We start from the raw sequence: 25,338 nt of genomic DNA on the forward strand, positions 1-25,338 counted from the left end.
GATCTTATCTGGAACTGTTTAGTTTAGTTATAACAGGCATAGATAATTTTTCTAGCAGTCAGATAGCTTTCGGACTCGAGCCACCAAATGTACGACACCACGAATAAATGTCCCGGTAAATACTCTGTGGCAACCGATTCAAAATCCTTCTGCTAATATGCTTCTCCAGCTGCAACCCCTAAAGAATGAGCGTCGATGCTGATAGCTAACGGAAATGCGGCTGCCAAAGCTTCAAAGCTGCGAGCAACAACATCATTGAACTGCTTCTTTTTTCCAGTTCCATTGATGAAACTCCCTATGTCGAGATTGGCACAGATAGTGTACGTGAGCCTCGTATGATAGACGTTATGGCTAAATCCTCGCCGGGGCTTCGCGATTTTCCCGGCCTCGGATTCTGCCCATATGGGCGGCTTCGCTACTATAACGTAGGCCTCATTAAGCCAACTGTAACCTATTGATATTCAAGGCTTTTCATTGAGGAGGCTCGACCTTATCGACTCTCTGTAAGTCGAGGTAACTGCGCTTTCCACACCACATTTCGTATCAGCAGCTTCATCCTCGGCCGATGAAACATAAAAACGACCTCCAAGGAGTGCCGGCGTCCGTTGTTTCATGTCGAGGCGTCTTGCCGATCGGACATCTCTATCAAAATTCTTGAGAGGAACAACCCTCGCCGCGCTGTGCCCATCCAGCACAAAAAACGGAAGGTTCGCGTGCAGCATTGCGTCATAGCGGCTCCTCTCTGAGAACCATAACATTGCCCGCGGATGCGGCGCTATTTGCTTTGGCACATCCAACAAGTCAGTTTCAGCCATGTTCGCGATGCTGCGCAGATCGATCCACTGTGGACTACTTTCTACAGGCTCACCGGTGGCCATAGATCTTTCATGAGCTTTTTCAAGCAGTAGTTCGCGCGCGTGGGCTACGGTGACACGCTCTTTTCCAGAGGTGTGGCCGGCCCAGGTAAAAGTGATCTGTCTTGGTGCAGCGTCGAAGACTTGGATTGCGCGTTTTAGCTGATTGAGAGAGAAATTTTTGCCCAGGGCTTGGCGCATGATGTGAGAGCGGCGGCTGACAGCAACGTTGCGAAGCACTCGCTCAGCCTCGATTGCATCCACTAGCTCGCTCTTGCAGCGGTTCACCGCCCTGCCTTCATCAAGCAAAGATCCAGAGATGACAAAGTACCCCGGCAAGCGCAGCACTGTACCTGGTGCTTGGCCTAGATCACGCTCAAATTCGCGAAACACCTTAACTGCGGCCTTGATGGCGTCAGCTCCAGTGACTATCTGGACGTTGATTCGAGACGGAGTCCTCTGTTCCGTGAGAAGCGGAATGCGCCATATCATCCCATCGACCACTAATGAAGGCCACCTGTCGTTGAAAGCCCTGACGGTTGCAACCAATCGTTCGTAAGCGGCAATGATAGTGTCATTCATTTCGGTGCCCTAATAATACCACCCCTTCACTCCGCCTAGAGCTTAGCCATACCACCCTCCTCCGCCAATGTTAACCAGTGCGGGGAGGTGATTCAGAGAACGATCATACACTTGAAGGGGTGGTATTATCAGTACCTGAAAATCAGCTCAAAAAACCGTTTATCGCGGTCTTTTTCCTGCTAGATCACAAAATTCTGACAGCCTCAAGGCGAACAGATCTTCAATATAATCCGCCACATCAGCTCGAAAGCGGCTCTCCAGCCTTTCTCGACTTATGTGTTCCGTTTTGCCTAGCTCAACAAGGGAAGCCTACAGAATTCGGAAAAAATTGTACGCTAAGGTTTGCCGAGCTGTCGTAGCGGCCTGAACTTCCCGTCTTCAAGCTTGCGGCTCTGCTGCCAGACGTAATCGCCGGTCAGGTTGATATGCTCCCAATCCAACGGCGACAGGTACTGATACAGGTCGGTATTCATCGGCTTTCCTGCGTCAGTCAGCCCCTGGGTGGCGCGTTCCTGGTAGACCGTGCTCCACAGCACAATGGAGGCTGTCACCAGGTTCAATCCGCTGGCCCGATAGCGCTGTTGCTGATCCCTGAATTCACCGATGCGGTTGAAGGACGCAGCCCTGGCGAGGGCATTGCGAGCCTCGCCCTTGTTCAACCTAGCATGCACACGGCGGCGCAGCTCGACACTTTGCAGCCAGTCCAGCATAGGCAGCGGGCGCTTTTGCCGAGTGCGAGCGTGCCTTGATTCGGGAGCGGCAGCGTGAAGGTATTGCGGCGGCCAAGAAGCGCGGTGCGTACCGTGAGCGCAAAAAGTCATCGAGCGAATCGCAAATTGTCGAACTGAGACGCCGTATCACAGAGGGTGAACAAAAGGCAGCGGTCGCCCGCGACTATGGCTTCAGCCGCGAGCCCCTATAGCACTACTTGAGGACTGGATAGCTATGCTATGTCGTTCCATGCTGTCAGCCGCCAAGCGGGAAAATTTGCTGGCGTTGACAAACCTCTGCCACATCGTCGAAACGGGCAACAAGTCCTACCGCCTACAACACAGCACCTTGGCCGCCTAGACAAAGATCAAGTCTCGGGAACGAAAGCGCAAGGACGGAGATGATGTCGAGGACGATGAGCCATTTTGATCCGCATCCCCGTCCGATGTTCTTCGCCGCACTTGGACAAGTTTATCCAGGGGTTGAATCAGGCGAGCAAGACGGGTTCGTGATTATCACGGTTGACAGCGATCAGGGGATGGTCGACATCCATGACCGTCGCCCCGTTGTGCTCAATGCAGAACATGCCCGTGAGTGGATTGACCCGTATACTCAGCTCTTCGCGCTGAGGAGTTGGCCAGAGATTGCTGTTTGGATGTCGCGGATTTCGTATGGTATCCATTTGGCAAGCAGGTTAGCAACGTGCGAAGTCAAGGGCCGGAGTTAATTCGGCCGGTACTCGCTATATAATGCTTCAAAGGCGGTAGAGGGCCAACACCTGTAGACCTTAGATTTCAGCAGTCGTGTTTTACCATTCGTTTGTGCGGAGTTTCGACATAACTATGACCCGAATATCTCCACTGGGTAAGAAAACACGTAACCCTCACTCCGCACAGTTTTGATGTAAGTCGAATCACGTGGCTCGTCCTTCAAGCGTTGACGCAACCGGCTCACGAGTAAGTCGATGGATCTGTCAAACAATTCGGAATCTCGTCCTTGTGTAAGATTGAGCAGTTGATCGCGGCTCAGCACCCTTTGAGAGTGTTCCAGAAATACGCGAAGCAACCGGTATTCCGCACCGCTCAAGGCCACAACCGTTTCGTCTTCGTCAAGCAAGTGACGCTCTGTGGTGTCAAGTCGCCATGGGCCGAATTTTAACAGCCGGCCACTTTCAGTGACCATCAGATTCGGCGGAAGCATTCGCGTACGACGTATCACAGCGTTGATACGAGCGAGCAGCTCGCGCGCCGAAAAGGGTTTGGTCAGGTAATCATCTGCTCCCATTTCCAAACCTAGAATTCGGTCGGTTTCATCAGTTCGCGCGGTGAGCATGAGGATGGGTGTGGCCTTGTGTTTACCTGAGCGCAATTCGCGACATAGTACCAGGCCGTCATCACCTGGCATCATTAAGTCCAAGATGATCATGTCCACCTGGTGGGTGTCCAGAAAGCTACGCATTTGTCGACCGTCTGTAACTGCGGTAGTGGCTAAACCATTCTTTTTTAGGTAATTTCCTACTAATTCGCGAATCTCTCGATCATCATCGACGATCAAGATATGGTTCACATGTTCCATCGCTCTACCCTCTTAAAGTTTTTTCGGTGCGCGTTTCAAGTGGCCAGATAACTAGGGCTCGGTCGCCTTGTCTCGCTTTATTTTTGACGCCTGCCTGGAAAATGAGCCTTCCAGCTGACGTTTAACGACAGTATCGAGGTTCACCCGACGATCTGATTACTCAATAACTGTTCGTATTGGTAATTTCAATTCCACAGATAATCCACCTCCTTCACGATTTGATAAGGTCAACAATCCACCAATTGCAATGGCCAATCGTCGAGCAATTGCCAGGCCTAAGCCCGTCCCCCCGGTACTCCGATTGCGCGAGTTTTCCACTCGGTAAAAAGGTTTCATAAGCTGCGCCAGATCATTTTCAGCAATTCCGGGACCACGTTCCATCACTTTTACCAAAAGCTCGCTGTCGTTGGATTCCACGGTAAGCTCGGATGCACCAGCGAATTTGAATGCATTGTTTATGAGGTTCACCAGCACCCTGCGCAGCGCTTGCGGTCGGGTCTAGATTACTACGTCACGTTTACCGATCAATAAACGTCTTTCGCCATGCCTTGGTAATCGAATACTAGACTGTACAGAAATGATCCCATATCAATGCGGCGGCTTTCTTCTGTAGAACCATGGATGCTACGGGCGTACGCAACGCTTTCGCGCACCAGATGTTCCATTTCGCTGAAACCATTCCAAAACTTGGCTTTCTCCGGAGATTCATCCATGAGTTCCGCCCGCAGCTTCATGCGAGTAATCGGAGTTTGCAGATCATGAGAAATCGCAGCGAGTAATTGCATGCGTTCTTTGAGATGCGCCGCAATGCGTGCCTGCATTGAATTGAATGCAATAGCTGCGTGCGCGACTTCGGAGGAACCTTTCTCGTCAAGGAGCATTTTATAACTATCGGGGTCTAGGGCCTCTACCGCATTGGCAAGGCGAGTAATAGGGCCAACGGCAATTTTCACATCTAGCCAGGGGCAAGTAATCTTTAGAGCCAACCGATAGAGCAGCACGACAGGCGATCACAATGACAACGGAACCATCGCAGGACGTACATCAATGGTCACTGAACTTCCGTCCGCTAACTTTAAGTGAACCTGAAAGCGCTTTTGAGGGCCGGGTATGTCCCTCACGTTCAATGGATAATCTTTGGCTATCGCTTCCTCAATCGACATAACTGCTACGGGTGCATCGCTCATTTGTACGCCCGGATAGCCGTCATCCAGCAGGTAGCGATAATGTGGTCTTGCCAACTTTTCTAGTCAGCTGACTCGTTCCCCCGCAGGTAGCGGTCAAGGACGGCAATCGAGGTGGAAACGTCGGTTTAAAGATCCCCCAACATGGTGGTTTTCGCGCTTTCGTAGCGCTCAAAATACTGCACTCTAAAAGAAAGCGTTTGAATCAGGATCAAACCTATGAGGACGATCATTGATAGCCGTTAGACAAGGCTGTGTGGCCATGGAAACTTTAATTTCATGAAGTTGCTCTGCTAGCTCCACCAGCAGCGGAGGCACATCACCCTCGCAGCATTTGGTATCGATATAAGAAATTTTGCAGGCTCAAGTGCAGAAACTGTTTCGCTATTTTACGGTCATTTTAGCGCGCCTGCAGTGATCGCTGAATGACTGCAAAACGTACAGCACGCGATAAGCCATTGCACCGTTGGATAATTTACCAACACATTTTAAGTTTGTCGCCGTCATTTGTATCGCAATGTATCTAATGAGCTCATCGATACATTGCGATGAAATAATACTTCGCCTTCACGTTTTGTATCTCCGTGTATCTGACGCCACTATTGTTACGAATTGATATACCTACGCCCTCTTCTGACATATCAAGGATACCTCTCGGCTTTCTAATGGGTTCCATCGAGGCATGCATAAACGCCCCTGCCAATTATTAGTCATGAGGACACTACCATTAACACTAAAGCTATCTACGCCGCTTATTTGTGTGCCGCATTGAACATCTGCACATTATCGGCTCGCGCTGAAGCAGAAGTCACACCCACGACATATTCATATAGCACGCACCTGGACATTAAAGGATTATCTCGATGACACAGGATATTAATCTTCGGTGCGGGATCATTAACGCCCAAATGGTGTATCTGGACTCACAAAACAAAACTCAAATCCTCGAGTACACCAAATTTGCTGATAGCTGTGACAATTACAGTTGAGCTAGCTCACGTCACCAAGTCATATATTGCTTCGCAGATTTTAAGTAGCACGTGTTAATGCCGCGGCCCATCAACGGAAAACTTTCATGCTTATCATCGCTTTTCTAGGCGGAATCCTGACCGTTCTCAGTCCGTGCATCCTTCCGGTCATTCCATTTCTATTTGCGGGTGCCGGGCGTACACGCTGTTCGATCCTGTTGACTCTTGCCGGAATGGCGCTGACTTTCGCCCTCATTTCTAGCCTCGCGGTGGTCAGCAGCGAGTGGGTAGTGCAGGCGAACAACAGCGGCCGTCACATATCCCTCGTCGTGATGATGCTTTTTGCCCTTTCACTTATTTCACCGCGGATCAGCGGCTGGCTGGCCCGCCCCTTTGTGACGCTTGGCAACCATATCGACTCAGACCTACCCAGACTGTCGGTCCCACTCCGGTCTGTCATGATTGGCGTCGTCACAGGGCTTCTGTGGGCGCCCTGCGCCGGTCCGATCCTAGGCGTCCTCCTTACCGGAGCAATGCTACAAGGTGCCAATGCAGGGACCAGTCTCTTGCTGCTGGCATACGGGCTGGGCAGTGCACTGTCCCTCGGCACATTGATCTTAGCCGGACGCGGCTTAGTGAATCGGCTTAAGATGTTGATCCCAGTTACCGGTTGGTTGCGTCGCGGGTCTGGTGTAGTTGTATTGGTTGCGGCAGCGGTCATATCCACCGGCGCCGATAAATATTTGCTTTCAGGTATTTCTTCCGAAGGTTTAACCAGCCTCGAAAAACTCGTTATGGAAACTGTACCTAAATTTGCTGATTTCCTAATCAGCGGGGGAACGTCATTGGATCAAAACCAAGGTTCTATGCCGTCGCTGGTGGGTGCTGTCGAATGGCTCAATTCTCCAACATTGAGCCGCGAGTCCTTGAAAGGCAAAGTGGTGCTCGTAGAATTTTGGACATTCGACTGCATCAACTGCCAAAATTCCTTACCTTATGTTAAAGCCTGGGCAAAAAAATATGAGCAGGATGGCTTGGTGGTGATCGGCGTTCACACTCCGGAATACGGTTTTGAGCGCATCATTGAGAACGTTAAGGCTCAGGTCAAAAAACTTGGGATAACCTATCCAGTGGCAATCGATAATAACTACACGATTTGGCGCAACTTCGATAACCAATATTGGCCTGCGCACTACTTTATCGACATCAATGGACAGATACGTCACGTGCATCTCGGAGAAGGTAGTTATAAAGCTCAGGAGAATGTCATTCAGCAACTGCTGAAAGAAGCAAAATCATCATCCGTTTCTGCGCCAGAATGAATCACCCGCACCTGAGTTGCTTGCATAAAGATGATCCCCTGAATCGCCCCGCATTCTTTAGACACCTTGCAAGCTCAATGCATAACGCTTTTCAAACACTAAGTGTAGCGGCTTGCAATCGAAAACATCCGTGCTCGCAATCAGCGCAATTTTCAGCTCAGATTAACTGCGATTAACGTAGCCGTATGGCTCAGATTAATTGCGAGCGAGCTTGCATTCAGCCGAATCGGCTTGCATTCCATCGTCTCCGGCTCACATCAACTGCAACTTACCAGATTGCGGTCGTAAGCCGGAACCGCTGAAATTACTTTCACCCAGTCAACATGGCTTGTCTCGTGCTTGGTCGATGCGGTTCTGCATGACTTCTTCGTGGATGTACGACTTGGCGTTGGGGTCGTCGGCCTCTCGGAGTGCTTCCTAAGCCTAGCGGGCCATCCGCACATATTCTTCCGACCACAGGGCTTGCTCCATGCGCAGTGACGCCTTACCCAGCAGGTGCAGCAGGCCGAACAGGCGCATGTCATTGGTGGCGACGATGTGCTCTCGAAGTCGCTCCTGGATCACCTCGCAGGCCCGATGAGCCTCCGGCGTTGCAGTGCCCTCGTGGTCGGCTGGGAGTTTTGCTTGCTCGGCGATCTAGGGTCGGCACTGCTCCATGACACCTCAATACCCGGCGTGCCGGTTTCAACCGGGGCAGCGAAGAGCGCCTTGAGCTGCACCGGGTTCAAATGGCCCGCTACGCAGTGTCGGTGACGTTCGCCAGAAACACCGACACCGCCCCTGCCTTTCTATCCGCCATGGCCATGTTCACCAGATTGAGGACGCGGGCCCTAACACTGCTGTTTGAAGCCTAGGCTATAGCTCACGGGGAGGACTATTGGCAAACTTCGGATCCAGCGCCTTCCAGAAATAGCGCATCTCGCCAGGGTCATTTACAGAGCTCGCCGTTTCATGCCAACCGTTGCGTCGTAATCTGTCTATTTGATCGGTGTTGGTTCGGTAAATGCCGCCCGACTTATAGGAGTACCCTTCACTCAAGAGCACTTGATCCCGGCTCTCAGTGAGTATTTTCCCGACGTTAAGTTTCTGGTAGTCACGGTGAACCACACTGTTGATCGTCGCCGTTTTGGGCGTCATTTCGTCATCACGCGTGCAGTCAGCCATGCCGATTACTTTATTGCCATGAAAAACCAGCAAGACTTTATCGTAATATGAAAGGTCCACATCACGCGGCCTTAAATCGTCAAATCGTTTGCGAAATGAATCCCGATCATTTTCGTGCAAATCCTTAAGGAATGCTTTGACTTCAGCCTTGTAGGGGTTATTTGCCCCTTTGGATACGTTCAAGGGCGGCGCGCCTCGATTGACGAAATCAAATCGCGTCTGAAACAACAAAAAGTGTTTTTCAAGTTGGCCTTTTTGAGTCTGAAGTTGAGTCAATGACCTATCGATTTGCGTGATGTTACGCTGCATCTGATCCCGCTCTGCGGGGCTGCGGGCAAAGCTCAAATTGTTGGCGAGGCTGGCTCTGTCTTTTGACAACTTACTTGCTTGTTGGTGGAGCGCGCCAAGATCTCTTGCCGTTTGATCTGCACCACTCAGTTGCTCTGCAAGCTTGTGTGAGTCAATCGCCGGGTTTGCATTGCTCAAATTGAGCAGATGATCCATGAACCATAGTTTGGCCTGAAAAGAAGCATGGGGGCCTGGTGCAACCGGTCCGCCGGGCTTTACTACCTGATCGGGTGCCAATTGCACTGCGCCTAACGCTAACTCTCCCGTGTGAGCCGTAAGATTAAGCCTGACTTCTCGCTCATGCTGATTATCGAGAAACTTCAAAGCGTACACATCAGCGGGGCCGCCACTCACAGGCGTCAGTGACTGTGGTAAACCCAAAAGAGCGTGTTTGATCGAGGCCCCCAGATGAGGTGGAGAGATTGAGTCCAGCCAATTACAAGAGGCCTTATTAAGCGGCAATGAGGAACCGCGAATATCCAGGAGATTTGAACTCGCTGGCGCTGAAACGTGACCATGATTTGCACGCGCGTAAGGATTGACTTGATAAGGATTCATTCTGACTCACAATTGGCTAACTAATAGTGTGAGTGGTATATCGTCATGTGTAGTTCCCAATTGAGACGGTAATTTTCACCTTCAGCCGTCCATCAAACGCAGGTTTGCTGGACGCCAGGTTTAGCTGAGGTCGTTCACTTTAGACACCGCATTATCTGTATCCAGTAACAGATTCCAATTTTCAATTTCCGACTAGACTGAATTTTCATTGAATACTTGGACGAAACCATGCTGATTGGATATGCCCGCATCTCAAATGACGACCAACTCTTCGATCTGCAACGCGATGCGTTGGAGAAAGCAGCCTGTGGGCGTGTGTTCGAAGACACCGCAAGCGGAGCCAAAGCTGAGCGAGTAGGTTTGACTGCCTTGCTGGCCACACTGCGCAAGGGAGACACCGAGGTGATTCGGCGCTTGGTTCGTCTTGGACGCTCGCTGAAGGATTTGATACATTTGGTCGAACAGTTGGATGCCATCAATGTCGGCTTACGGAGCTTGCAAGAAAGCATCGACACCGGCTCGACCGGCGGTCGCCTGGTATTTCACCTGTTTGGTGCCTTGGCCGAGTTTGAGCGCAACCTGATCCGTAAGCGCACCCAAGCAGGGTTGTCAGCCGCAACAGCACGTGGGCGCAAGGGTGGACGCAAGAAACGACTCGATTTCGCCAAGCAAGAACTGGCTCTGAGCCTTCAACACGAACGAAAACACACCGTGGCAGAGATCTGTCGCTTGATGGGTATCGGTCGTTCGACGCTCTACAACTACCTGACCGAGGCCGAACGCAATGCCCAGCGAGCGGCATAGCGCTATTCCTTACGACTCGCTGATGCAATTGCGGCAGCGGCTCGACCGTTTGCCGAAGTAAAGTCCGGGGGCCACCCAGGTGGCGGCTATGGCGGAGTTGTACGGCGTCTCCCCCAGCACCGTGTACCGAGCGCTGAATCTCATCCATAAACCCCACGCGGCCCACCGGGCCGATCATGGTAAGCCGCGTGTGTTGCAGCAGGCCGAGCTGGAACGCTATTGCGAGCTGATTGCGGCGCTGAAGCTAAGCACGACAAATAAGGAGGGCCGGCACCTTTCCACTAATCGCGCCATCGAGTTGCCGGAGGACTACGGCGTGGAGACCGCTCAATGGCTGGTCAAGGCGCCAAAGGGTGTGCTGAGCCGCCCGACAATTAACCGCTACTTCTCTCTGTGGCGACTGGATAAGCCGCGGCGGTCGCGGCAACCGCCCGCCGTGCGGTTTCAGGTAGAACACAGCAACGACTGTTGGTAATTCGACCTATCGCCCTCCGACCTCAATCACATCGACAAGCCTGAATGGATCGATCCAGCCAGGGGCAAACTGACGCTGATGCAGTTCAGCGTGGTGGATGATCGTAGTGGCGTGGCTTACCAAGAATACCACTGTGTGTACGGTGAGGACGCGGAATCGGCGCTGCGCTTCCTGTTCAATGCCATGGCCCCGAAGGCTGACCCTGTCTTTCCGTTCCAAGGTCGCCCCAAGATGATCTATCTGGACAACGGCCCGGTGGCAAAGCGCCGCGTCTTCCAGAACGTCAGGCAGGCGCTGGGTATCGAGTGGCAAACGCATATTCCTGCCGGCAAGGATGGTACGCGCACCACCGCTCGCTCAAAGGGCAAGGTGGGACGGCCATTTCCCAACGTGAAGGAGGCCCACGAAACGCTGCATGACTTCCATAAGCCGGAAACCGACGCACAGGCTAATGAATGGCCGATACGGTACCTGGTGCGCACCTATAACGCACAACGCCATCGCAGCGAGCCGCATTCGCGGATCGAGGACTGGCTGGCCAAACTACCCACCGAGGGCCTGCGCGAGATGTGCACTTGGGAGCAGTTCTGTCGCTTTGCCCGCGAGCCGCAACGGCCCAAGGTCGGCGTGGATGCCCGCGTTACCGTCGACGGCACAACCTTTGAAGTCGAGCCGGACATGGCGGGGGGTGTTCGTGGTGTCGCTCTGGGGGGTGTTCGATAACGAACTCTATGCCGAGCTAGAGGGTGAACATCCGGTATCCGGGCCCATTCCGCTGCATCAATACAGAGCATTCAAGCGCGGCAAGGTCGATGAACGCTCCGAGCATATCCGCTCGCTGGCCGATCAGCTTGGTCTACCCATCGCTGCGTTGGCCGGTGACGATGTGCGGCTGACGCCACCCGCTATTCTCATAGAGATGCCACGCCAGCCCTTCGATGCCGAAGCGCATGAATGCCACTTTCCCAACGTTATTGCCGGCAAGCTGGCCATTACCAATGACCTGGCGCAACCGTCGGGCAAACTCACGGTCGAGGATCAAACGTTCCTCCACCAGGTGCTGAACGAGAAGTTGATTCGACGGGTTGTCCTGGAGCGCGTCAGGGGCTACTTCCACCACAAGAAAACAGGAGAAGTACATGCGGGTTGAAGTGATGCAGCAATACGGACTGACGTTACCGCTGAACCAAGCAGGTTATTTTGAAACCGCCCACCACCAGCAACTGATCAAAGACATCAAGGGTGCGATCTTCGAAGGCCGTCTGATTGCATTCTGGGATGTCAAAGACAGCGGCAAAACTGTTATGTTGCGACGACTTCAACAGTTGATGGAGGCGGAGAAGAAAATCACCGTCTCCAAATCCTTGGCTATTGAGAAGCAGAGTATCAAGCTGACCACCTTCATCGCTGCGCTCTACTACGACTTGTCCACCGAAAAGCGGGTGAGAATTCCGACCCAAGGCGAAAAGCGTGAGCGTGACTTGCGCGAAATGGTGAGGAAGAACAAGCGCCCAGCGGCCCTGTTCGTTGATGAGGCCCATGACCTCAAGGTTACACCTTGACAGGGCTTAAGCGCTTGATGGAGCTGGTTGAGGACGGCGACGGTCGATTGTCGTTAGTGCTGGCCGGACATCCCATGCTGCGCAACAACCTGCGTCGCCCAACGATGGAGGAAATCGGCTATCGCACTGACATCTTCACGCTCGACGGCATCGCCGTCAGTCAGCGTGAGTACATTCACTGACTGCTGGAAACCTGCAAGGAGGGCAAGGTCGAGGCTGAATCGATTCTGACCGAGGAAGCAATCGATCTACTCGCCATCAATCTGCGCACGCCGTTGCAAATTCAGCTGCATCACAGCCTGGCCCTGGAAGCTGGTTACTTGCCCGGAGAGAAACCGGTTTCAGCGGAGCTGGTGAAATCGGTGCTGTCGCGGCAACTGGATGATCTGGAGCCGACCCTGACGCGCCATGGCTATCACATCAAGGATCTGGTCGAGCATTTCGACGACAAACCCGCCGAGATCAAGGCGCTGTTCAGCGATGCGCTTGATCCGGTCCGAATCGCTGAATTGCGTGACAAAATGCTGGCCGCAGGGCTGCCGATTTGATTCGGGCGCAAGACCGGTCAGTTGCAGTTAATGTGAGCTAGAGATTATGGAATGCAAGCCGATATAGCTAAATGCAAGCTCACTCGCAACTAATCTGCGCCAGACGGCTCTATCAGTCGCAGTTAATCTGAGCCGAAAAATGCGCTGATTGCGAGCACGGTTGTTTTGGATTGCAAGCCGCTACAGCAAGGGGCTCAATCCGCATTTACCCTAGCAGGCACAAAAACTGGACGCGGACTTTAAACCCCTCTTCTCGCCCCGTCGCCGGCGAAGCCAGGGCCATCGTCGCGTTGACACCCAGCACAATCGTTTTAGCAATCGCCAAGCCCAACCCTGAACCACTGGCTTCGCTATTACCCCGCAAAAAGCGTTCGGTCAGGCGCTGCAACACCTCCTCCGGCACGGCCGGGCCGCCGTTGATCACCTGCAGCAGCGCCTGGTCTGTGAGGCTGACTTCGACCGGCTGGTCCACGACACCGCACTTCAACGCATTTTCGATCAGGTTGCGCAGCAGGATGCCAAACGCATCAGGGTCTATCGCTGAGTAAACACTGCGCTGGGTGGGTAGCCGCAACTCGATTCGCTGCCCACTGCTGCGATTTCACTCGTCCACCCCGTGGGGCAATAACGGGATCAGCTCCTGGGGCGCCTCGGATAACAGCCCATCACCCTCGGCTTTGGCCAGCTGCATGAGCTTTTCCGAGAGCCGCGCCAGGTCGCGCAATGAGTTTTCGATCTTCGCCGCGCGCACGCGTAAAGGGCCTTCTGGTGCTTCGTGCCTCAAGCGCTGAATTTGCGCCAACGTCGCGGCCTGCGGCGTGCGCAGTTCATGGGCGCTGTTTGCGGCAAAAGCTGCGCTCGGCCTCCAGCGTTTTGCGCAAGCGCTCAAGCAAGTGGTTGACCGCGTCGGCCACCGGGTCGATTTCTGCCGGCAGCCCTGCCACGTTGATCGCTTACAAATCCCCTGCCCCCTGGGTTTCCAGGGCGCGGCGATAAGCCAACACGCTGCGCAAGCTGATGGCACAAATAACCAGGTGCCCAACAGGCTGATAGGGACCAGCGCCAACAACGGCAACAACGGCAACAACAACGCAAACAAGGCTTCCCGCGCCGCTTCACGACGATGCGCCAGCGGTTGGGCGATTTCGATAAACAGCGTTTTGCGCAACGCGCTCGCGCCATACAGGCGGTATTTGTCTGTGGTGGTAGACCCTAAAACCGGTTGTTTGTTGAAGATCATCGGGCCGGCGTCATGGGACTGCATCAAAATTCGGCCGAGCTCATCGCGTACTACGTACAACAGAAGACAACATTCGTCCACCTTAAACGCATTCACGTTGAAATCGCCATCTTCCAACAAAAATAGGCTTTAAAATGTCAAAGATAATGCACTGTCACTCAGCACTATAAAATCTGCATTGAAAAACAAAAATAGGCGAATATAATTCTTTCTAGGTGTGCTCCTGACTAGAAATTATGAAGGGCAGTTGTGTTTTTTTCAGCGCAAATCTTGACAAGAGTGGGGTGCTAAATTGACAAACCATATTTCCGATCCTTTTGAAATAGGTATCCTGCAGTATTCTGGCTCAGCTAAATCGGTTGTTTTAGGCCTTGCAGATATGTTTGATATTGCGAATAATGAATACAAGTCTTTGAAAGCGTCTTCAAAGCGCTTGCTCAGAGTGAGAATTTTCGAAATAGACTCCAATGCATCCATTGAAAGTATGAGCGCGTATCAAAAAGAAAAAATTTCAGTACTGATCATTCCTCCCACTAGAAATGCCTTGCCGGATGATAATCAAATAAGTCATTTATCGAGTTTGATTCGGGGGTTACACGAAAAAGGAGCAACGGTCGTATCTATCTGTGGTGGTGCTTATATATTGGCGGCTTCGGGATTAGCATCCGGACGTGAAATCACGACTCATTGGGCTCATCGTGATTTACTTCAACATAAATACCCCGACATAACCGTGAATACTGAGCAACTACTAATTGACAACGGAGACATAATTACTGCCGGCGGGCTGATGGCCTGGACGGACGTCGGGCTGCTATTGATTGATCGTTACTTAGGTTCAGAAGTCATGATTTCCACTTCAAGATTCATGATATTAAATACCGCTCAAAGAATCCAGACTACCTATTCAGGCTTCCATCCAAAACTAACGCATGGCGATGCTGCAGTTCTAAAAACACAGCTTTGGATACATAAGTATGGGGGTCAAGGCATTAACTTATCTGAAATGGCTGAAAAAGCAGAATTAAATTTGAGAACTTTCATTCGTCGATTTTCATTTGCGACGGGTTTCAATCCTGGGGAATATTGCCAACGATTTAGAATATCAGCTTCGCGAAACTTTCTCATCGTTCCTGGCTGCACCATAGAGTATGCTGCATGGAAATGTGGCTATAGTGATGTAAGCGCTTATCGAAAGGTATTCAAGCGTTTCCTTGGCGTAACGCCAAGCGAGTATAAAAGTTCGTTTTTAACGAAAAGTAATACCGAATAATTATTGGTTTGCCGGCACTTTTGGAATGCCTTTAGCGTCAAATAAACACGGAAAATCTATTTTATAAAGTCCTGTTACCCCAGAGTGTTTTACGTATGCGGCTGTAATAGTTATACCTCGCTATATCCTGCACAAGTCAATTCACTGAGTTTCGCGACCACAAATATACAATCTGAACGAGCCTCTAGCATCTCATGCTAACAGCCAATCGAACCCCAAGAAAAAAATTTAGAGAAATGCGACATTATTTAATGCTTCCTTAATCTCCACCACCTTCAAATTCGACCTGTCAATTATTACCCGACCTTTGTCATTATCAACGCTAGTCAGCGGCTTGGTAACGAGCGAAATTTGATGGGTGCACGTCGCACTCAGCATTTAAATTTCAACGCTGAAAAATGGCTTCAAGCAGTCATTTGTATCCACTCTAGCGTTGTTGGCAAAAAGAAAAAGAGGCTCTATGCATAAACAGAAAACAGGCCGCGCCAGTGGCTGTATGATTAGTTTCAAACGCCCCGACGGGTCGGACGTCAATGGGTACCTAGCGAGCCCAGCCGTCTTGAATGGTGCGCCTGCTATTGTAGTTATTCAAGAGTGGTGGGGTATAAACGATCAAATCAAAGGAGTCGCCGACCGGCTGGCAGAGTGTGGCTACCGTGCATTGGTACCCGACTTATATCGCGGTGCACTAACGGTCGAAGAGGAAGAGGCTCATCACTTGATGGACTCTCTGGATTTCAGCGGTGCGGTTTCCCAAGATATTAAGGGTGCAGCCTTATACTTGCAGGCCGATTCGGAAAAGGTCGGCGTGACCGGTTACTGCATGGGCGGAGCATTGACTCTATTGGCGTTAAGTTCGATCCCTGAATTTGTATGTGGCGTGGTGTGGTATGGATTCCCGCCGCTCGAGTATGTTGATACCACAAAGATCAAAGCCGCACTGATGGGTCATTGGGCTAGCCAGGATACTTACTTCAACATCGAAACTGTCGCCGAGCTCAAATCAAAACTGCTTGAAAGCGACGTGGATGCAACCTTCTATACATACTTGGCCCATCACGCCTTTGCAAACGAGAGCGCCAGAGGTGATGGCCGTATTTCTGGCACGCAATACGATGCTACCTGGTCAGAAATGGCATGGGACAGGACCCTGACGTTTTTTGGCAGGAAACTGTGGCTTGGGTGACCAGCATCTTATTCTCAAAGCAGATAGGTATATAGCGTCTTTTATAGATCAGGCTGTCTGGAGTATTTCCAGACCTACAGGGGGAGTCATGACGCAGGCACATACATAAAATTACAAAAGCGGTTCTACTCGACACATTACGGATACATAAGCTCGATGTAATACCCGCTCATTACCACTACAACAATAAATAGTGCCAACGGTTAGCTGTTGGCCGGAGGCTTTCCATGTCCCGACTAATCCGACATGTCGCCTGGTTTGCAGTCGCAGCGCTCGGCGCTTTTTCCTTGAGTGTAATCGCGCTGCGCCGTGGCGAGGCCATCAACGCACTCTGGTTGGTGGTTGCCAGCGTGGCGATCTATTTGGTTGCCTATCGCTACTACAGCCTGTTCATCGCAAACCGCGTCATGCGGCTTGACCCTCACCGCGCTACTCCTGCGGTGCGTAATAACGACGGGCTGGATTTTGTGCCTACCCACAAGAACGTACTGTTCGGTCACCATTTCGCTGCCATTGCAGGCGCCGGCCCTCTAGTGGGCCCGGTGCTGGCCACACAGATGGGTTTCTTGCCCGGAATCCTATGGTTGATCGTTGGCGTAGTGGTGGCAGGCGCCGTGCAAGATTTCATGGTGTTGTTCATGTCCATGCGCCGTAATGCCGCGTCTTTGGGGGAAATGGTACGCGAGGAAATGGGCCGCGTACCTGGCACTATTGCTTTGCTCGGCTGTTACATGATCATGGTGATCATCCTAGCAGTGCTGTCACTGATCGTGGTTAAGGCTTTGGCAGAAAGCCCGTGGGGTATGTTCACGGTGATGTCCACCATTCCCATCGCGGTCTTCATGGGCGTGTACATGCGCTACCTCCGCCCTGGCCGCATCGGCGAAATCTCTTTAATGGGCGTGATGTTGCTGCTGAGTTCGATCTGGCTCGGCGGGCAGATTGCCGCAGACCCTCACTGGGCAAGGGTGTTTACGTTCACTGGTACTCAAATCACCTGGATGTTGATCGGCTACGGTTTTATCGCGGCAGTGACGCCGATATGGCTGATCCTTGCCCCGCGTGATTATCTGTCGACATTCCTGAAGATTGGCACGATTGTCGCGCTGGCCGTCGGCATTCTGTTGACGATGCCTGAGCTGAAAATGCCGGCCTTTACCCAGTTCACCGACGGCACCGGGCCGGTCTGGAAGGGCGCCCTCTTCCCGTTCCTGTTTATCACCATCGCGTGTGGCGCAGTGTCGGGATTCCATGCCCTGATCGCTTCCGGCACGACCCCGAAGATGCTCGATAATGAGGTCAACGCACGTTTTATCGGCTACGGCGCGATGCTGGTGGAATCCTTGGTTGCCGTGATGGCCATCGTGGCCGCATCGGTGATTGAACCGGGTGTGTATTTTGCGATGAACAGCCCGGCAGCGATTGTCGGCACTGATGTGACCTCGGTAGCGCAGACGGTTAGCAGTTGGGGGTTTTTGATCACGCCAGAAGCGTTAGAAAGCGTGGCTCGAGACATCGGTGAAAACACCGTGCTGGCTCGCGCCGGCGGTGCGCCGACATTAGCCGTGGGTATCGCGCAAATACTGCACACAGTGTTGCCGGGCAAGGACACCATGGCGTTCTGGTACCACTTCGCAATCCTGTTTGAAGCGCTGTTTATACTCACGGCGGTAGATGCCGGCACCCGCGCCGGGCGTTTCATGCTGCAAGACCTGCTGGGCTCGTTCGTGCCGTCCCTTAAGCGCAGCGACTCTTGGGTAGCAACTCTGATTGGCACCGGTGGTTGTGTGGCGATGTGGGGGTATCTGCTGTATCAGGGGGTCATTGACCCGTTGGGCGGGGTCAATACGTTGTGGCCGCTGTTCGGCATATCTAACCAGATGCTCGCTGCCATTGCGTTGTTGTTAGGCACTGTGGTGCTGATCAAAATGAAGCGCCAGCGTTACATGTGGGTGACTCTGGTGCCAGCCGCGTGGCTGATGATCTGCACTACGTCCGCCAGTCTGATCAAACTGTTCGATGCCAACCCAGCCGTGGGCTTCCTCTCCTTGGCCCATAAATACCGAGATGCCTTGGCTGCGGAACAACTGCTGGCGCCTGCCAAGGACATTAGCCAAATGCAAAACGTGATGTTTAACGCCTATCTCAACGCCACGCTGACTGTGTTTTTCCTCTGTGTAGTGATGAGCGTGCTGTTTTACGCGCTCCGGGTGGGGCGCCTAGCATGGGTCAAGCCGTCCCGAAGCGACAATGAAACACCATTCCAAAATTCAGCAAGCACGAGATCCGCCCATGTCCAGTAGATTGAGCCGTAGCGTGAAGTTTTTGCGGGAGATGGCCCGGCTGATGGTAGGCGTGCCGGATTATGATAATTACGTAAAGCATCGGACACTCAACTATCCGGGAGAGCCGGTGATGAGTTATGAAGAGTTTTTCAGGGAGCGCCAAGAGTCGCGCTACAACAGCAGAAAGTGTGCGACGCGGTGCTGCTAAACATCGCTCATACTTATAACCTTCCAGAAGGTAACGCTTTTCAACTCAGAGGAGCTCAGGACAAATAATAATTATAAACCGTTGGCTTTACCTTTTTAAATACTGCTGATGTACGACGTCAGCTTTTTTAAGTGAAGCTAGAAAAATATAAAACCTTCAGGACATTTACGAAGATTAAAACTCCTGTAGATGGATTTTAAAAATTAACCTTATACAAATTCCGATCCAAAAAAACAAAGGTACATCTAATGAAAAAGTTACTCACCGGTCTTACTCTCGTAGCGGCGATGATCAGTGCAACCTCGGTATTTTCTGCAACTGCAAAACCAACTATAGTACTGGTGCACGGTGCATTTGCCGACTCCAGCAGTTGGAATGGTGTTGTTAAAATCTTGGAGAAAGATGGGTATCCAGTTATCTCTGCGTCCAATCCACTCCGAACACTAAAAGGCGATGCGCAATCTGTCGCTGATCTGCTGGCCAGTATTAAAACGCCTATTGTGCTGGTAGGGCATTCTTATGGTGGCCCTGTCATTAGCGAAGCCGCGTACGGAAATCCAAACGTTAAAGCTCTGGTTTTTGTCGCTGCAATTGCGCCTGAAGCTGGCGAGTCTACGGCTGATTTGGCAGGTCGCTTTCCCGGCAACACTCTTGGGCCCACCTTAGCCCCGCCAGTTACCCTGGCTGATGGGGGAAAAGATTTATACATTCAACAAGATAAATTTCACGATCAGTTCGCTGCTGACGTGCCGAACTCAGAGGCAAAGGTAATGGCGGCGACCCAGCGTCCAGTTACTGCAGCAGCGCTAAATGAAGCGTCGAGTGAGCCAGCCTGGAAAACGATACCGTCTTGGTTTGTATACGGTGACAAAGATAAAAATATCCCCGCACAGGCTCAAGCGTTTATGGCTAAGCGAGCACACGCCAAAAAAACAGTTGTTGTTAAAGGCGCGTCTCACGTAGTCATGGTTTCGAATCCTAAAGTCGTTGCAAGTCTAATTGAGTCAGCCGCAACCGCAAATTAAACAGGTTGGTGAGTTCGCTGCGTATCGTATCGAAAACTTAATAACGCTGACGCACCCATGACGACTGCGTAGTTTCAAATATTGTTCGTACAAACGCTTTTCCAAGAAAATTATTAACAAACCTGGAGATAGGCTTTGAAAATTTCGAAAACCATAAGAAAAACAGGGGCTTGGCGAACATCTTCTTTTGTTCTTGCCCTGGGGCTCCTCGCTGTTGCGGGCACCACATTTGCTGAAGATGCAAAACCGCAAGCAAAGAGCTGGCAGTCGGGGCTTCATCGCACTGATCTCATACAACGAGATCTCGGTGTCTCCGATCGAGAGGTCGTTCAGGTTCGTGTTGACTTTGAACCTGGCGTGGTTTCTCCCAAGCATTCTCACCCCGGCGTTGAAATCGCTTACGTTATAAGCGGTACATTCGAGTACCAACTTGAAGGACAACCGAACGTTATACTTAAAGCAGGTGATTCCTTATACATCCCTGAGGGCACCGTGCATGTCGCAACGAATATTGGTTCGACAACCGGATCAGAACTGGCGACCTATATCGTTAAGAAGAATGCTCCGCTCGTGATAATTTCAAAATAGTTAGCTCGACCAGCTACTTGAAATCTTGTTTCAAGTAGCTGCCTTAATGCAAAGCAGTATCGCCCCCCCAAGGCAATTAGAGCTTAGCAAATACAATTCTTAGCCCACTGCATTTTTTTCAGTGCTTTACTGATAATGATTTCATCATGTCTAGAGGAGTCTGTCGTGGCAAAAAATCAAAACTATAGTGCGAGCAACTTGAAAATAGAGTCAGTTCTAGTTACCGAGCGTTCCTGGGATGGCGTAAAGCTAGCACCCTACCCACAATCGCAACCAGAGTTGTCAGTTATAAAATTATATATCCCACCGAACACAATATTGGACTGGCATATACACTCAGCACCCAATGTGGGTTATCTTTTGGATGGGACTTTGACACTCGAAAACAAACTGAGTGGAGAAAAAATTGTGGCGCACGCAGGGGGCGCACTTGCTGAAACTCTGAATGTCGCACATCGAGGTTTTACAGGAGAGTCAGGAGCTACGCTTATTGTTTTTTATGCTGGAACAAAAGGGCTCCCTCTATCAACCCCTGCAAAATAGTTCATCCAGCGTGACTAACGAGCTGCAAGTGAAATTTTTTTCTGGGAAATGCTAATCAAAAGTGATCTAAGCGCAGCGCACAAGTAGGTTAAAGCCATATTCGTTTGCTGCGCTTTGATCTGCGCAGGGGTCGTAACGTACAGCACCTCGAAATCTCCCTCCCCAAACTTAATGACCATGGGAAAGTTTCCGAATACTAATTTCGACCGACTCATCCTGTCTATCCAAAACAAGGACACGTCAGCTAACGGCAATACACTGTCCAAAGCTGATCAACGCATGGTGTGAACGTTGGCTTCTAATCTCCGTGCTAATACTCCAATCTGGATCCGTGGGAACCATGACAAAGCGCATCGTCCCCATGCCCCATCGTCCAGTGATCACATCCAGTACGCCCATGACTTTCTCGGTAGCCGCAGGTTGGGAGATGGAAAAAAGATCATCGGTGTATTCACCTTTCTGGCAGAGGCTAACCAGAAGCACTGAATTGAATCGCCCCGGGTTTTCTAGACACTCTCCAAGCTCGCGGCGTAGCGCTTTTCAAACTCTACCGGTGTCAGCTGATTGTTGAAACTGTGACGTCGTTTTGGGTTGTAAAACATCTCGATGTAATCGAACACATCACCACGAGCATCTTGCCGCGTGGTGTAGATTTTTCTCTTGATTCGTTCCCGTTTCAGCAGCTGGAAAAAACTCTCATGCACCAGCACCTTCATGCGGTTGGCCCGGCGGTTGGCAAAGAGGTATGCACAGTGCGGCTTCGCCGCACCGAACACGGCAACCACTCGGGCCAGTGCCGTGTCGGTGCCGGCGCGCATGTCCATGGGCTGGGTGGCGAGCCAGATAGAGTCGATGCGAATCATTGGGCCAGGCCACGAATAAAACACGCACAGCCGTCCGGATCCGAGGCTGGCCATTTTACAGTGACGGATTTATCACCCAGAGGCAGCGATATGATCACCATCTCTTCTACTGCGCGCTTGGGGACGGCTTTTACGGGAACGAAGGGCGGCAGGGTCACGGGTGATTGATCCCGGTAAAGCGGTAGCCACTTGCGGACAACGTTGGCGTTGATGCCGCGATGGATGGCCACGCTGGAAATCGTCGCTCCGGGTTAGAGGCACTCCTGGACGACCTGGGCTTTGAACGGTTTGGAGTAAGAGCTTCGTTGGCGCATGGAAATCCTGGCGATAAGGGTGATCGCGTCCGCTTAAAAATACGCGGACACCATCGCCCTTACTGCTGGAGTTCGGTAGGTGTGTTCGCCATCCGCTTACGTCCGAAGCTATACGTGTGAAAAAAAACCCAAGCCAGGCTTGGGTTTGAAAGAGATTGATTGACTAGCTGAACATGTCAGATTGTTGATTCGCCGGATTTGCCTTAGGGGCTGTAAGCGGATGGGCCAATTGTCGGCGAATCTCTGAGAGCCATGCCTTGTATGGCATATTGGCCCGTTCTCCGAATGGGTATGCCTCAGCCAATGCTTTCCGAAGTAACTGCACATCGCTTCGACCTACAAGCCGAATGACGTCGCCCACGATTGGTGCTGCTCGATCTGCCCAGGACACGGCATATTCCTCAACTATGCGCATTGCGCTGGCTGTTCCTAGCCAACGGACTTAGCGAAGAACCCCGCATGGACTCCTTCAATCTGCATTTGCTGGAGCGCTTTGAAGATCGGTGCCAGCCCTTGGTACTGCGCGAGAGCGTTCTCCAAATCCATTACAGTCGCGTCTTCAGGGAGACCAGCTAGGACAGTAATCACCGTCTGTTTCTGTTCATCATCAAGCGATTTGCCCGCGGTGAGCTCAAGCAGTTGCACCATAAACTCTGGCGAAGTGCGAGCTACCTTCAAAGGACTAAAGCCGGAAGGTTCTGCTTTACCACCGAGGATCAGCGTATGGCCACGTTTTTTACTACTCATGTCAGGAATCCTTCTAAAGTCTTTTTTTGTACGGGTTTAATTTCTTTGCCGTGTCCGCCAGGTTTTGCTCATGGTCGGTTGAGGTTTTCACCATCGCGCGAGATTTCGAGAACCCAAAAACACATGTTCGCTACAAGGGGAGTCTACAGAATTCGGAAAAAATCGTACGCTAAGTCAATCCGGCTTATGTGCATTTCCTGTTCAACTGCACCTAAACCTCAACACCAGATGTCACCGGTAGAGTTTGAAAAGGGTTACGCAGCGAGCCTGGAGTTTGGGGAGCAACGGAACAGAAAGTGCGCTTAAGGCTAGTGATGGTCCTGGTGGCTCGTGGCCTGCCAATGTCTAGAACTCATCTCCCAGCTACATCGTTGGCCTGGCTCGCAAGTGTCCGATAGACGGTTGGTCTTGATATCGAAAATACTTCGGCCAGATCACTGATCGAGTACTCCCCAGAGTTGTGCATCCTGCGCAGCTCTTTCTGCTGACGATCCGAAAGCTTGGGTTTCTTGCCTCGCAGCTTACCTTTGGCCCGTGCGATAGCCATTCCCTCTCGTGTGCGTAGCCTAATGAGGTCCGACTCGAACTCGGCGAACGTAGCGAGAATATTGAAGAACTTGCCCATCCGATCAGAGGGGTCATGAACACTGGTCCCGATCTGCAGCCTCACACAATGAGCAGCAAGCGCATCACCAATTGCACGTGCATCGGGACCTGAACGTGCAAGACGGTCGAGTTTAGGTACAACAAGCGTATCCCCATGACGTACTGCCGCCAGCGCCAATTATAAACATATCGCACCATTCAAATGAGACCAGCGACTCCCAAGCACAGAAAGCGTTTCAGTCAATCGGTCAGTGCGGTCAAAACCGTCCTTTGAACGATCCTCTATCGGAGAGGCGAGGGGAGTGACCACTGCCCCGCAAGGTCTTCCCGTAAACCGTTATTTTTTAAAGACTCCGAGCTTAAGTGTACTTTCTATTACGTTGCTCCCCAAACCCCAGCCTGGAAAATGTCTATCAAATTCTGGATGGTTCAATTTAAATACATGCCATAAAATGGAACTTATTTTTCTTATACGCCACTAATAGATATCAAGCCAAATAAATGAATAGATAAAAATCTTTATTGAAGAATTTTAATCAAAATTAATTTAGGGCTTATGCAGTTAAGGAGACGCTGCATAAATAGCCAATCGATCTCGCATATGGAAAATGAGCACCTCCAATCCACCACCGCTTCGTGAGCCTCGTTACGCGCCATGCAGAAGACCTTCTCCGAACTCGAATACACCGGCAAGAAAAAGCAGACTCGCCGCGACCACTTCCTGGCTGATATAGAGCAGTTGGTGCCCTGGGCACAGCTGGAGGCGCAGGTGGCGCCGTTCTACGGCGACACCACCGGCAAGCGCAGACGCCCCTCGATTGGGTTGTCGCGCATGCTGCGCATGTATGTCGTGCAGCAGTGTTTCGGCTTCTCCGAAGAAGGCACCGAAGATGCCGTCTACGACAGCCAGGCCATTCGGGGCTTCATGGGCATCGATCTGGGTATCGATCTGGGCCGCGAGTCGGCACCGGACGCCACCACCTTGTTGCGTTTTCGACGCTTGCTGAAGACTCATCAACTGACGCGGGTACTGTTTGAAACGATCAACCAGCATCTGGCCAGTCGTGGCCTGCTGCTCAAGGAAGGCACCATCGTCGATGCCACACTGATCGCCGCGCCACACTCGGTCAAGAACCGAGAAGGCAAGCGCGATCCTGAGATGCATCAGGCCAAAAAAGGCAATCAGTGGCATTTTGGGATGAAGGCACACATCGGTGTCGACGCCACGTCGGGGCTGATGCACAGCCTGGTCGGAACGGCAGCCAACGTGGCCGATGTGACGCAGGTCGACAAGCTGCTCCACGGTGCAGAAACCTATGTCTCGGGCGATGCTGGATACACCGGTGCGGCCAAACACCCGGAGCATGCTGAACGGGACGTTATCTGGTCGATTGCAGCACGGCCAAGTAGCTATCAGCATCATGGCAAAGACAGCGTGCTGTACCGGGTCAAGCGCAAAATCGAATACGCCAAGCCTCAATTGCGTGCCAAGGTAGAGAATCCGTTCCAAGTGATCAAAGTGCGCTTCAATCATCGCAAAGTCCGTTACCTCGGATTGGAAAAGAACACGGCGCAGTTATTCAGTCTGTTTGGGTTAGCCAACCTGATGCTGGCCAAGAGGTATATGCAACGCGCGGCGGAATAAATCCGTCTGAAAGGCGGGACTCACCCGCTAATCAGCAAAATAGCGCCCGAAGTCGGCCCCGAAACACGAAACAAGACCGAAAAGTTGAAAAGCCCGGTTTGAAAATTTCATTAGAGTGAAAGGAGGGCAGAAAACCGAATTAATCAGTGCCTCCCTAACA

General features: G+C 51.6%; 16 protein-coding genes and 11 pseudogenes. 16 read left to right on the forward strand and 11 right to left on the reverse strand.

The features are described from left to right. Nucleotides 1-461 precede the first annotated feature (461 nt). Together A7J50_RS29910 and A7J50_RS29915 are read right to left on the reverse strand one after the other, a co-directional pair. A complete protein-coding gene (locus A7J50_RS29910) occupies nucleotides 462-1,436 on the reverse strand; it encodes a DNA replication terminus site-binding protein (RefSeq protein WP_064455114.1) in 975 nt (324 codons plus the stop codon). Between the two features lie 335 nt (nucleotides 1,437-1,771). Then, nucleotides 1,772-2,167 (reverse strand): annotated as a pseudogene (locus tag A7J50_RS29915) (Tn3 family transposase); the annotation flags it as partial. On the opposite strand from A7J50_RS29915, the pseudogene A7J50_RS31215 reads away from it, so the two are divergent. The 3 pseudogenes from A7J50_RS31215 to A7J50_RS29920 all read left to right on the forward strand — a co-directional run. After that, a pseudogene (locus A7J50_RS31215) lies at nucleotides 2,155-2,358 on the forward strand (recombinase family protein); the annotation flags it as partial. The pseudogenes A7J50_RS29915 and A7J50_RS31215 sit on opposite strands and share 13 nt — an antisense overlap. A gap of 74 nt (nucleotides 2,359-2,432) precedes the next feature. Then, a pseudogene (locus A7J50_RS31220) lies at nucleotides 2,433-2,576 on the forward strand (AAA family ATPase); the annotation flags it as partial. Between the two features lie 10 nt (nucleotides 2,577-2,586). Beyond that, nucleotides 2,587-2,897: pseudogene (locus A7J50_RS29920) on the forward strand (SOS response-associated peptidase family protein); the annotation flags it as partial. Nucleotides 2,898-2,987: 90 nt separating this feature from the next. Here A7J50_RS29920 and A7J50_RS29925 read toward each other — a convergent pair. Further along, nucleotides 2,988-3,722, reverse strand: a complete 735-nt coding sequence (locus A7J50_RS29925; protein ID WP_064455117.1) for a response regulator — start codon at nucleotides 3,720-3,722, stop codon at nucleotides 2,988-2,990. 156 nt (nucleotides 3,723-3,878) lie between these two features. Next, nucleotides 3,879-5,139 (reverse strand): annotated as a pseudogene (locus A7J50_RS29930) (sensor histidine kinase). A gap of 493 nt (nucleotides 5,140-5,632) precedes the next feature. On the opposite strand from A7J50_RS29930, the pseudogene A7J50_RS29935 reads away from it, so the two are divergent. Both A7J50_RS29935 and A7J50_RS29940 read left to right on the forward strand, forming a co-directional pair. After that, nucleotides 5,633-5,895 (forward strand): annotated as a pseudogene (locus A7J50_RS29935) (DUF2790 domain-containing protein). An 86-nt stretch (nucleotides 5,896-5,981) separates the two neighbouring features. Next, nucleotides 5,982-7,196 (forward strand): cytochrome c biogenesis protein DipZ, encoded by a 1,215-nt coding sequence (locus A7J50_RS29940; protein ID WP_064455118.1) that lies wholly within the window; start codon nucleotides 5,982-5,984, stop codon nucleotides 7,194-7,196. Between the two features lie 318 nt (nucleotides 7,197-7,514). Here A7J50_RS29940 and A7J50_RS29945 read toward each other — a convergent pair. Together A7J50_RS29945 and A7J50_RS29950 are read right to left on the reverse strand one after the other, a co-directional pair. After that, nucleotides 7,515-7,832: pseudogene (locus A7J50_RS29945) on the reverse strand (hypothetical protein). A 219-nt stretch (nucleotides 7,833-8,051) separates the two neighbouring features. Further along, complete coding sequence (locus tag A7J50_RS29950) at nucleotides 8,052-9,266, reverse strand: GNAT family N-acetyltransferase (RefSeq protein ID WP_082896009.1); 1,215 nt, start codon at nucleotides 9,264-9,266, stop codon at nucleotides 8,052-8,054. 228 nt (nucleotides 9,267-9,494) lie between these two features. Here A7J50_RS29950 and A7J50_RS29955 point away from each other — a divergent pair, with 228 nt between their 5' ends. From A7J50_RS29955 to A7J50_RS29965, 3 genes and pseudogenes are all read left to right on the forward strand, one after another. Continuing rightward, nucleotides 9,495-10,070 carry a recombinase family protein gene (locus A7J50_RS29955; protein ID WP_064455120.1) on the forward strand — a complete coding sequence of 192 codons (576 nt, stop codon included), beginning with the start codon at nucleotides 9,495-9,497 and terminating at the stop codon, nucleotides 10,068-10,070. 4 nt (nucleotides 10,071-10,074) lie between these two features. Next, nucleotides 10,075-11,695 (forward strand): annotated as a pseudogene (locus A7J50_RS29960) (IS481 family transposase). Next, nucleotides 11,685-12,655, forward strand: a pseudogene (locus A7J50_RS29965) (AAA family ATPase). Before A7J50_RS29960 ends, A7J50_RS29965 begins: the two co-directional pseudogenes overlap by 11 nt. Nucleotides 12,656-12,860: 205 nt before the next feature. Here the strand turns inward: A7J50_RS29965 and A7J50_RS29970 are convergent. Next, a pseudogene (locus tag A7J50_RS29970) lies at nucleotides 12,861-13,958 on the reverse strand (sensor histidine kinase); the annotation flags it as partial. Between the two features lie 229 nt (nucleotides 13,959-14,187). Between A7J50_RS29970 and A7J50_RS31225 the strand changes: the two are divergent. The 7 genes from A7J50_RS31225 (at nucleotide 14,188) to A7J50_RS31520 (ending at nucleotide 21,003) form a co-directional block, all read left to right on the forward strand. Continuing rightward, the gene (locus A7J50_RS31225; protein ID WP_156526335.1) at nucleotides 14,188-15,168 is read left to right on the forward strand and encodes a GlxA family transcriptional regulator; all 981 of its coding nucleotides are present in this window, start codon (nucleotides 14,188-14,190) and stop codon (nucleotides 15,166-15,168) included. 460 nt (nucleotides 15,169-15,628) lie between these two features. Then, nucleotides 15,629-16,354 (forward strand): dienelactone hydrolase family protein, encoded by a 726-nt coding sequence (locus A7J50_RS29975; protein ID WP_064455121.1) that lies wholly within the window; start codon nucleotides 15,629-15,631, stop codon nucleotides 16,352-16,354. 227 nt (nucleotides 16,355-16,581) lie between these two features. Next, entirely contained in the window at nucleotides 16,582-18,657 is a 2,076-nt protein-coding gene (locus tag A7J50_RS29980; RefSeq protein WP_064455122.1) for a carbon starvation CstA family protein, read from the forward strand. Further along, nucleotides 18,647-18,847 (forward strand): YbdD/YjiX family protein, encoded by a 201-nt coding sequence (locus A7J50_RS31230; RefSeq protein ID WP_082896011.1) that lies wholly within the window; start codon nucleotides 18,647-18,649, stop codon nucleotides 18,845-18,847. The genes A7J50_RS29980 and A7J50_RS31230 overlap by 11 nt, the downstream gene beginning before the upstream one ends. A 248-nt stretch (nucleotides 18,848-19,095) precedes the next feature. Beyond that, nucleotides 19,096-19,872, forward strand: a complete 777-nt coding sequence (locus tag A7J50_RS29985) for an alpha/beta fold hydrolase (protein ID WP_064455123.1) — start codon at nucleotides 19,096-19,098, stop codon at nucleotides 19,870-19,872. 198 nt (nucleotides 19,873-20,070) lie between these two features. Next, nucleotides 20,071-20,460: a cupin domain-containing protein gene (locus tag A7J50_RS31235; RefSeq protein WP_156526340.1), complete on the forward strand. Its 390-nt coding sequence runs from the start codon at nucleotides 20,071-20,073 to the stop codon at nucleotides 20,458-20,460. 165 nt (nucleotides 20,461-20,625) lie between these two features. Continuing rightward, on the forward strand, nucleotides 20,626-21,003 hold the full coding sequence (locus tag A7J50_RS31520) for a cupin domain-containing protein (protein ID WP_156526336.1): 378 nt from the start codon (nucleotides 20,626-20,628) through the stop codon (nucleotides 21,001-21,003). 506 nt (nucleotides 21,004-21,509) lie between these two features. Here the strand turns inward: A7J50_RS31520 and A7J50_RS31245 are convergent. The 4 genes and pseudogenes from A7J50_RS31245 to A7J50_RS30000 form a co-directional block, all read right to left on the reverse strand. Beyond that, complete coding sequence (locus tag A7J50_RS31245; RefSeq protein WP_335711416.1) at nucleotides 21,510-21,920, reverse strand: IS3 family transposase; 411 nt, start codon at nucleotides 21,918-21,920, stop codon at nucleotides 21,510-21,512. Further along, entirely contained in the window at nucleotides 21,863-22,096 is a 234-nt protein-coding gene (locus A7J50_RS31525; protein ID WP_156526338.1) for a hypothetical protein, read from the reverse strand. The genes A7J50_RS31245 and A7J50_RS31525 overlap by 58 nt, the downstream gene beginning before the upstream one ends. Nucleotides 22,097-22,609: 513 nt before the next feature. Further along, a complete protein-coding gene (locus tag A7J50_RS29995; protein ID WP_064455124.1) occupies nucleotides 22,610-22,927 on the reverse strand; it encodes a hypothetical protein in 318 nt (105 codons plus the stop codon). A gap of 352 nt (nucleotides 22,928-23,279) precedes the next feature. Beyond that, nucleotides 23,280-23,708: pseudogene (locus A7J50_RS30000) on the reverse strand (recombinase family protein); the annotation flags it as partial. 480 nt (nucleotides 23,709-24,188) lie between these two features. Here A7J50_RS30000 and A7J50_RS30005 point away from each other — a divergent pair. Further along, the gene (locus tag A7J50_RS30005; protein WP_064455125.1) at nucleotides 24,189-25,178 is read left to right on the forward strand and encodes an IS5 family transposase; all 990 of its coding nucleotides are present in this window, start codon (nucleotides 24,189-24,191) and stop codon (nucleotides 25,176-25,178) included. Nucleotides 25,179-25,338 lie beyond the last annotated feature (160 nt).

The organism is Pseudomonas antarctica (genome assembly GCF_001647715.1).
GTDB lineage: Bacteria > Pseudomonadota > Gammaproteobacteria > Pseudomonadales > Pseudomonadaceae > Aquipseudomonas > Aquipseudomonas antarctica_A.